The organism is Geodermatophilus sp. SYSU D00758 (assembly GCF_054049955.1).
In genome coordinates, this window is sequence record NZ_JBJGYK010000052.1 from 23107 (window position 1) to 30912 (window position 7806).

The 7806-nt window shown below is 72.9% G+C and carries 4 protein-coding genes; 2 read left to right on the forward strand and 2 right to left on the reverse strand.

Translation table 11 applies throughout. The features are described from left to right. Positions 1–42: 42 nt before the first annotated feature. Entirely contained in the window at positions 43–1965 is a 1923-nt protein-coding gene (locus ACI8AC_RS22755) for an Ig-like domain-containing protein (RefSeq protein ID WP_456900126.1), read from the reverse strand. Between the two features lie 137 nt (positions 1966–2102). On the opposite strand from ACI8AC_RS22755, the gene ACI8AC_RS22760 reads away from it, so the two are divergent. Continuing rightward, positions 2103–2558: a cupin domain-containing protein gene (locus tag ACI8AC_RS22760; RefSeq protein WP_456900127.1), complete on the forward strand. Its 456-nt coding sequence runs from the start codon at positions 2103–2105 to the stop codon at positions 2556–2558. Between the two features lie 134 nt (positions 2559–2692). Next, positions 2693–3157, forward strand: a complete 465-nt coding sequence (locus tag ACI8AC_RS22765; protein WP_456900128.1) for a DUF3237 family protein — start codon at positions 2693–2695, stop codon at positions 3155–3157. A gap of 110 nt (positions 3158–3267) precedes the next feature. On the opposite strand, the gene ACI8AC_RS22770 is transcribed toward ACI8AC_RS22765, so the two are convergent. Beyond that, on the reverse strand, positions 3268–7161 hold the full coding sequence (locus ACI8AC_RS22770; RefSeq protein WP_456900130.1) for a replicative DNA helicase: 3894 nt from the start codon (positions 7159–7161) through the stop codon (positions 3268–3270). Positions 7162–7806 lie beyond the last annotated feature (645 nt).

A 7806-nucleotide genomic window follows, 5' to 3' on the forward strand; every position in this document is an offset into this window, starting at 1 on the left:
CGGGACCGTGCGGTCCCGGGCCTCTCGCGTGTCACCCGCCGGTCAGAACTGGTCCTGGACCGCCGGGAAGGGGTAGTTCAGGGGGAGCAGCAGCGACGGGTCGCTGATCGGGACCTCCCACACCGCCCCCGGCCCGTCCGGGTCGACGACCTCGCCGCGGCCCAGGAAGGCGGTGACCTGCGCCTGGCCCTGCAGCGCCGCCGGGAGGGCGAGCTGCAGCAGGAACGAGTGCGGGTTCTCCGCCACGTTCGCGGTCAGGTCGTTGCGGTAGAGGCTGGTCCGCGACCACAGGTCCCCGGCGTCGACGAGCGTGTACGACGTCGGGTTCGGCACCGTGCGGTCGCCGAAGGCCACCTGGAGCAGCACCCGTTCCGGCTCGATGAGCGGGGCGAAGGTCTCCGGGCTGCCCGGGCGGGCCAGCCAGGTGGACAGCGCCAGGTACTCCTGGATCGCCACCGCCCCCGGCACGGTCACCGTCACCGGGCCCTCCCCGCGCAGCGGCAGCTGCTCCTCGAAGCGGTACGGGGCGAGGTCCGGGCGGTTGAGCAGCCCGGCCGCCTGCAGCGCCTGCGTGGTGAGCAGGCGGAAGGACGGCGACACCCGCGCGATCTCGGAGATGGGGCCGCCCGGCACGTTGAGCACCGACCGGGCCACGGCCGGGTCCGCCCCGGTCACCATGGTCCCGTAGATGCCGCCGAAGCTCTGCCCGAAGTAGGTCACGCCGTCCCCGGACAGGTCCGCGGCCCCGTCACCGTCGACGTCCGTGCCGCCCAGGGAGCGCACCAGGGTCATGACGTCCGCGGCGGTCTGCCGCAGCGCGTCCCGGGAGGCCTGGGCCGCCGCCTCGCCGGTCGCCGAGGAGCCCTCGCTGCTGCCGATGAGCTCGTCGGGGTCCGTGGCCTGGTCGACCCCGCGCCCGAAGGCCGGGATGGCCGTCGTCTCCCCGCCGCGGGTGATGTGCCACTCGCTGTCGGTGCCGTACCCGTGCCCGACGACGTTGGTGCCGATGGTGGCGATGCCGCCGGCCGCGTTCGTCGCCGACGCGAGCAGGACGCTGGTCGTGGAGGCGGTGAAGCCGTGCCCGAAGACGGCCGTGGGCCAGCCGCCCTCCGGTGCCGGGCCGGGGGGCAGGACGGCGACGAACGGCAGCCGCTCGGCCTCCACCGGCGCGGGACCGTCGTCGCCGGTCGGCGTCTGCGGGATGGTGACGTCCTCGGTCAGCCAGGAGGGCGCGGCGAAGGTCCCGAAGACCAGCGTGCTGCCCGCCGGCAGGAAGTTCCCGACCGGCACCACCTGCGGCGGCGGGTCGGTGGCGCCGGCGTCGGGCGCCCAGGTGACCGTGGTGCCCTCCACGGGGAACACGCCGTCGACGTCCAGGCCCGGCCGGTCGATGCCGACCTCGGCGAAGGCCGCGCCGCTGTCGATCTGCCGGCGCAGGTCGAGCAGCCCGTCGGTGGCGCTCATCGTCGTGAACGTGTCCTCGAGCGCCGTGTTGTCCCGGCCGGGCTTCACGCGCAGCCGGTAGGTGGTGCCGGGCGCCAGCTGCTCGGCCGGGTGGGCGTAGAGGGTGTTGGTCGCGGGGTCCCAGACGACGCGGTCGACGCCGGTGGGCCGCCCCCCGTCCAGCGGCTGCAGGCTGATCCGCTCGGCGGTGCGCGCGGGGTCGACCGGGCCGCTGAAGTGCACGGCGATACGGGGATCGAGGTCGAAGCCGTCCAGCTGGTTGAGCTGCCGGACGAGTCCGCAGGCGATCGGGGCACCGCAGTCCGCCGTGGGCAGGGCGATGCGGCGGCCGGTCAGCTGGGCCGGGTCGGGGACGGTGAGGGTGTCGGTCGGGAAGACCGAGACCGGCTGCGCTTTCGGCGGTCCGGCCGCGGCCGGGGTGGCGGTGACCGAGAGGGCGGTCGCCAGGGCCAGTGAACCGGTGACCGACAGGGTCGCCCGGCGCCAGCGTCGTTGCTGCACGTGAGCTCCTCGCTCTAGGGGGCCCTCTTCCTAGCTGATGGTGACCGGCGCCACACGCCCCGCCCCCCGTCCGGTGGAACGCCCGACCGTCCCTGCAGACCTCGACGCACCGGCCGCCTCGGTGCAGGGTGTCCGCCATGAGCCACCTGCTCGACGGCGCGGCGTACTCCCGCCGGGCCGACCAGCGGGTCGTCGGCCGGACGCGCTTCGTCGCCACGGGCGGGCAGACCCGCGGCGACCTCGGGGTGTTCGAGGCGACCCTGCCGCCGGGCGGCGGCGGGCCGGGCCCGCACCTGCACCGGACGTTCAGCGAGTCCTTCCACGTGCTCGAGGGCCGGCTGCGGGTGCTCGACGGATCCACGTGGAACACCGCCGGGCCGGGGGACTTCGTGTACGTGCCCCGGTCGGGGGTGCACGGCTTCACCGCACTGGAGGACGAGGGCTGCCGCTTCCTGATCCTGTTCACCCCGGGCGCCCCGCGGGAGGGCTACTTCGAGGGGATGGTGGCCCTGCACGAGGGAGGCCGGACGCCGAGCACCGAGGAGCTCGACGAGCTGGCCGCGCGCCACGACCAGCTCAACCTCCGGCACTGACCGGGACGGGCGTCGTCCCGGCTGCCCGCCGCTCGAGTGAGGTCCGGCGCCTCCCGTGGCATGACCATCGGCCCTCCCGGGCCCCGCGCGCCGGGTGTCCGATGGTGGCGTCCACCGCACGACAGGAGGTAACCATGGAGGGGTACGTCTTCGAGGCGTCGATCACGAACGCCATCCCCATCGGTGTGGTTGGAGCCGACGTCCGGATGGACGTCCACGTGGAGGGGACGATCACCGAGGGCCTGATGGCCGGGGGAACCGTCACCGGGATCGACCACCTGCTGATGCGGGCCGATGGCGTGGGCGTCCTCGACGTCCGCGAGTTGATCCGGACCCCGGACGGTGCGGTCGTGGCGCTGACCGCGCTCGGCTACGCCGTTCCACCGTTCGACATGCCTCCGCCGGACCGGCTGACCAGCCCGGACATGCAGTGGCCGGACGTGGACGTCCCCCTCCACGGGGCGGCCACCATGCAGACGGGCGTTCCCGCCCTGGCGGAGGTCAACCGGACGGTGTTCGGCTTCACCGGGACGGTGAACATGGCCCGTGGCCAGATCCGCGTCCGCGGGGAGAGCCTCGCCCGGGTGCCGGTCACCTGACGAATGGAACGGACCTCATCGCTGGACGCAGGAGGCCCAGGACCGCGCTGGTCTCGGGCCTCCTCGCCTGCGGGGGACCGGCCGGCGGGTGCGCCGGGGCCCGCCACGGCTCAGTTCGCCATGTCGACGAAGCGGCTGTAGTGGCCCTGGAAGGCGACGGTGACGTTCGCGGTGGGGCCGTTGCGGTGCTTGACCAGCATGATGTCGGCCTCGCCGGCCCGCGGGGACTCCTTCTCGTACATGTCCTCGCGGTGGATCATCATCACCATGTCGGCGTCCTGCTCGATGCTGTTGTGGACGACGATGCCCTCGGCCACGAAGTTGTGCCCACCGAGCACGGTCGCGTCGTAGACCTCCTCGACGGTCCCTGGCTCGATCGAGACGATCTCGTCCCAGAGCAGGTCGTTGACGGCCTGCATCTCCAGGTCGGCGTCCCCGAGGATGTCGGCGACGCGTCCGAGCCGCTCCCTGCTCGGCGCGCGCTTCCACATCGCGCTGCCGCAGAACGCCGACCCCATGGCCGCGGCGAAGGCCCGGTGGCTCATGCCCTTCTCCGCGAGGACGTCCCGGACCCGCTCCCAGACCTGGACCGGGATCGTGTCGACGTTGGTGTTGGCGGTCTGGGCGCGCACGATCTCCAGCAGGCGCTCGGCGGCCTCACCGCGGGCACCGTGGACACCGATCTCGCCGAGGAACCTGCGCTGGTCGTCACAGCCGCTGATGTCCAGCGTCCAGCCGTCGCGGTGGCCGGCCTTCCGGGTCCGCCGGATCCGGCAGGAGATGCCGAAGCGCAGCAGGAGCCGGGAGATGTCGTCGACGAGCTGCCGGCTGGTGGAGGCGTAGCACACCCGGCCACCACGGCCGTTCTTGTTCACCGTGACGGAACCGTCGGTGGCCCACAGGTGACGGAGGAACAGCGCGATCTGCTTCTTCGGGAGGGAGAACACCGGCTCGGGGACGAACTTCTCGTGGCTGGGCAACCCGAAGAGGCCGAGCTCGTCCAGCCACGCGGCGACCGGGTTGCGCCGGCCGTGCGTCAACGGGAAGGGAGCGCGGAGCCGCAGCGAGGTGCACCGCGCTGCGGCGTGCTCGTCGGGCACCGCCACGATGCCGAAGTGCAGGGCCGCGGTCGTGACCGCACGCAGGTTGGCCTCGTCGACGGACGCGTACCGCAACGGCTGCCGCTTCACGAAGCTGCCGTCACCGATGAGGTGCGCCAGGAGGACGACCTCCTCGTCCTCCCACACCGTCATGCGGTCGGGCCCGGGCACGTGCCGCGGCACGGCGATGCGGTCGCCGGGTGACAGCTCCCCGAGCGGCCGGAAGCCGTCGTAGGTGAGGAAGGGGTGGTTGGAGGTCGCGCGAACCGTCTTGCCCGAGGACGTCGTGAGCCGGAGGACCTGCTTGCGGCCCGTCGAGAAGACGTGGGTGAGGTCCCGGCGGACGTAGCGGAGGTTGTCGTCGAGCGCCCAGACGGGCACGTCGGTGGCGCCCGACTCGAACAGCTCGCCCATCGTCGTCTCGGCGCCCGTGTCGGCACGCAGGATGCGGGTCTCCGCCGGCAGGCACCCGGACTCGCGGAGGTCCGACAGCATCGGCTTCTTGTCCTGGCGCTGCTCGGACCCGCGGTTGAGCTGCGACATGGCGATGACCGGGACCTCGAGCTCCTTGGCGAGCAGCTTGAGCGCCCGGGAGAACTCGGAGACCTCCTGCTGGCGGCTCTCGACCCGCTTGCCGGACGTCATGAGCTGGAGGTAGTCGATGACCACGAGCTTGAGGTCGTTGCGCTGCTTGAGCCGCCGCGCCTTGGCCCGGATCTCCATCATGGTCATGTTCGGCGAGTCGTCGATGTAGAGCGGGGCGTCGGCGATCTCGCCCATCCGGCGGGCCAGCCGCGACCAGTCCTCGTCCGAGAGCGTGCCCGCACGCATGTGGTGCAGCGGCACCTTCGCCTCGGCCGACAGCAACCGCATGGTGATCTCGTGCTTGCTCATCTCGAGCGAGAAGATCACCGCCGGCAGCTGGTGCTTCACCGTGGCTGACCGCGCGATGTCCAGCCCGAGGGTCGAGTTGTGCGTCGGGATGAAGCTCCGACCGGCGAGGAAGAGGTGGTCCTCGGCGTCGACCTGGATGCACCGCACGGGGACGCTCCCGATCGGCCGGACATCCGTGATGAAGCGGGCCCCGCGGGCGGTGCAGGTCCGCGCCCCCCGCTCCTTGTGCAGGAGCTTCTTGCGCTCGAGCCGGAAGACCTCGTCATCGGTGCTGAAGGTCAGGGTGTAGCAGGTGGACGACGCCTCGCTGCGGCCCCGGACAGGCTTGCGGGTCATCCGGACCCGGTGACCGAGGCTGGCGATGAGCTCACGGGCGCCCTCGGCCAGCTGCCGGTTGGTCACCGCCAGCTGCACGAAGCCGCTCGGCGCCACCGTGCCGGCGGTGTCCAGGAGGCCTGCCAGCAGGGCCCGTCGCTGGGCCGCTGAGGCCCGCAGGTAGGCGGCCGGGATGTGCTTGTCGCCGAGGACCCCCAGCCTGCGGAGGATGCCCGGGACGGTGCCGTGGTGGTCCTGGCAGGCCTGGCACTGCACGAGACCGGCCGAGGGGCCGCCGCAGTCCGGGCACGTGGCCCGACGGCCGACCCCACCGCTGGCTCGCAGCCGACCACCGCACGTCTTGCCGCAGGTCTGCACCTGCGACGTCCTCGGCACGAACGGCTCGCCGCACGTCGGGCACGGACGTGCGGAGACGGGCGGCCACGCCGGGAGCCGCAGCGAGTACCGACGGTCAGCACCGGTCGGCTCGACGACGAGACCGTCGGCCTCGATGTGCACGGCGATCTCCGGGTCGGCGCTCGTGAAGTGCGCGGCCCGGGAGGTCCCGTCGCCCAGCCACACACCGAGTGCGTACGGCGGCAGCGGGAGGTCGGCCTCCGGCAGGTCCAGCGGCGCAGCGTTGGTCACCGAGTGGTTGAGCCGGGCGTCCTCGGTCGCGCAGCGGACGGTGCGGGCGATCTCCTCCGTCGTCCGGACGCAGGCGGAGGTGCGCTGGTTGCGGTAGCGGTCGCAGGCGGTGGCCGCCTGCTGGGCGGAGCGGCGGCCGGCACGGGTCTCGGTCAGCCACTGGTGCTGGGCGTCGGCCACGATCACCGAGCCGTCGGAGAAGTGCACCTCGTAGCAGGGGCGGCCGGTCAGCACCTCGGTGGCGGCCACGACCGTCGTCGGGCGGCCGTCGGAGCCCATCACCCGGTCGCCGACGCGGACCTCGCCCATCGTCGTCCAACCGGTCGGCGTGGCGATCGGGGTGTCGAGGGCCAGGGCCTTGCCCACACCGGGGCGGGCCGCGATGACGACCATCTGACCGGCCTGCAGGCCGTTGGTGAGCTCGTCGAGGTCGCGGATGCCGGTGGGGACACCCCGGGCCGTGCCACCGCGGGAGGCGATGGCGTCCAGCTCGTCCATCGTCGGCTGCAGGACGTCCTCGAGGCGCGAGTAGTCCTCGCTCATCCGCTTCTCGGTGACGTCGTAGATCTCCTGCTGGGCGCGGTCGACGATGTCGTCGACGTCCCCCCGCCCGCCGGCCGCCCCGTACCCGAGCTGGACGACGCGGGTGCCGGCCTCCACCAGCCGCCGCAGCACCGCCTGCTCGGCCACGATGGCGGCGTAGTAGCCGGCGTTGGCGGCCGTGGGCGTCGACTGGATGAGCGTGTGCAGGTAGACCGCACCGCCCATCTTGGAGAGCTGGTCGGTGCGGTTGAGCTCGGCGGCCACGGTGATGGCGTCGGCGGGCTCGCCGCGGCCGTACAGGTCCAGGATGCAGTCGTAGATCACCTGGTGGGCCGGACGGTAGAAGTCCGGGCCCTGCAGGACCTCCACGACGTCGGCGATCGCGTCCTTGCTCAGCAGCATGCCGCCGAGCACCGACTGCTCTGCCGCGACGTCCTGCGGCGGCTGCCGGTCGTACTCCGGCGCCGTCGGGGACGGTCGGCTGAACTCGTCGGCCACCGCCACGGTGGTTCCTCCATCCACTCACGGCGCACCCGCGCGAGGCCCCGGTCGAGGGACCGGGGCCTGGTGGGGGAAGCACCAGAACGCTGCACACCTGACTCGAACGTGCGTTCGGGTCATTGCTACCCCGGGGCACCGACGGAACGTGCCTGCTGGGGGAGCAGGGAGGACGTTAGGAACGGCGGACGGACCAGTCCAACACCGGTGTGCACCCGGTTCTGCACAACTTGTGGACAAGTCGGTGGACACACGCATGTCGACATGTGGAGACAGCGGGGGACTCAGCGGGTCGATCCGGGCCGTCCCCCGCCTGACCTGCGCGGAGGCTGCCCACCGGGTGTGGACGGGAGAAATCCCGGAGAAATGCCGGTGTCGCGCTCCCGGCGTGTCGCGGGGTCGCCGCACCCGTCCCAGCCGTCCCACGTCCACAGGCGAACCGAGGTCCCCGCCCCCCTTGGCCGTGATCATGGGGATGTGGCCGGCCGCCGCGGCGTGTCGGTGCGGGTTCCTGGCAAGAACCCCATGATCACGGCGGAGGGGCGCTCACGGCGGAGGGGCGCTCACGGCGGAGGGGCGCCGCGACCCCGGGACGCCGCGCGGGGGGGGGGGGGGGGCGGGGGGGGGCGCGGGGGCGGGGGGGGGTGGCGG

Excerpts from the sequence above, each read along its gene's own strand:
- ACI8AC_RS22765 (WP_456900128.1), top strand. The coding sequence starts at position 2,693 with ATGGAGGGGTACGTCTTCGAGGCGTCGATCACGAACGCCATCCCCATC.
- ACI8AC_RS22760 (WP_456900127.1), top strand. The coding sequence starts at position 2,103 with ATGAGCCACCTGCTCGACGGCGCGGCGTACTCCCGCCGGGCCGACCAG.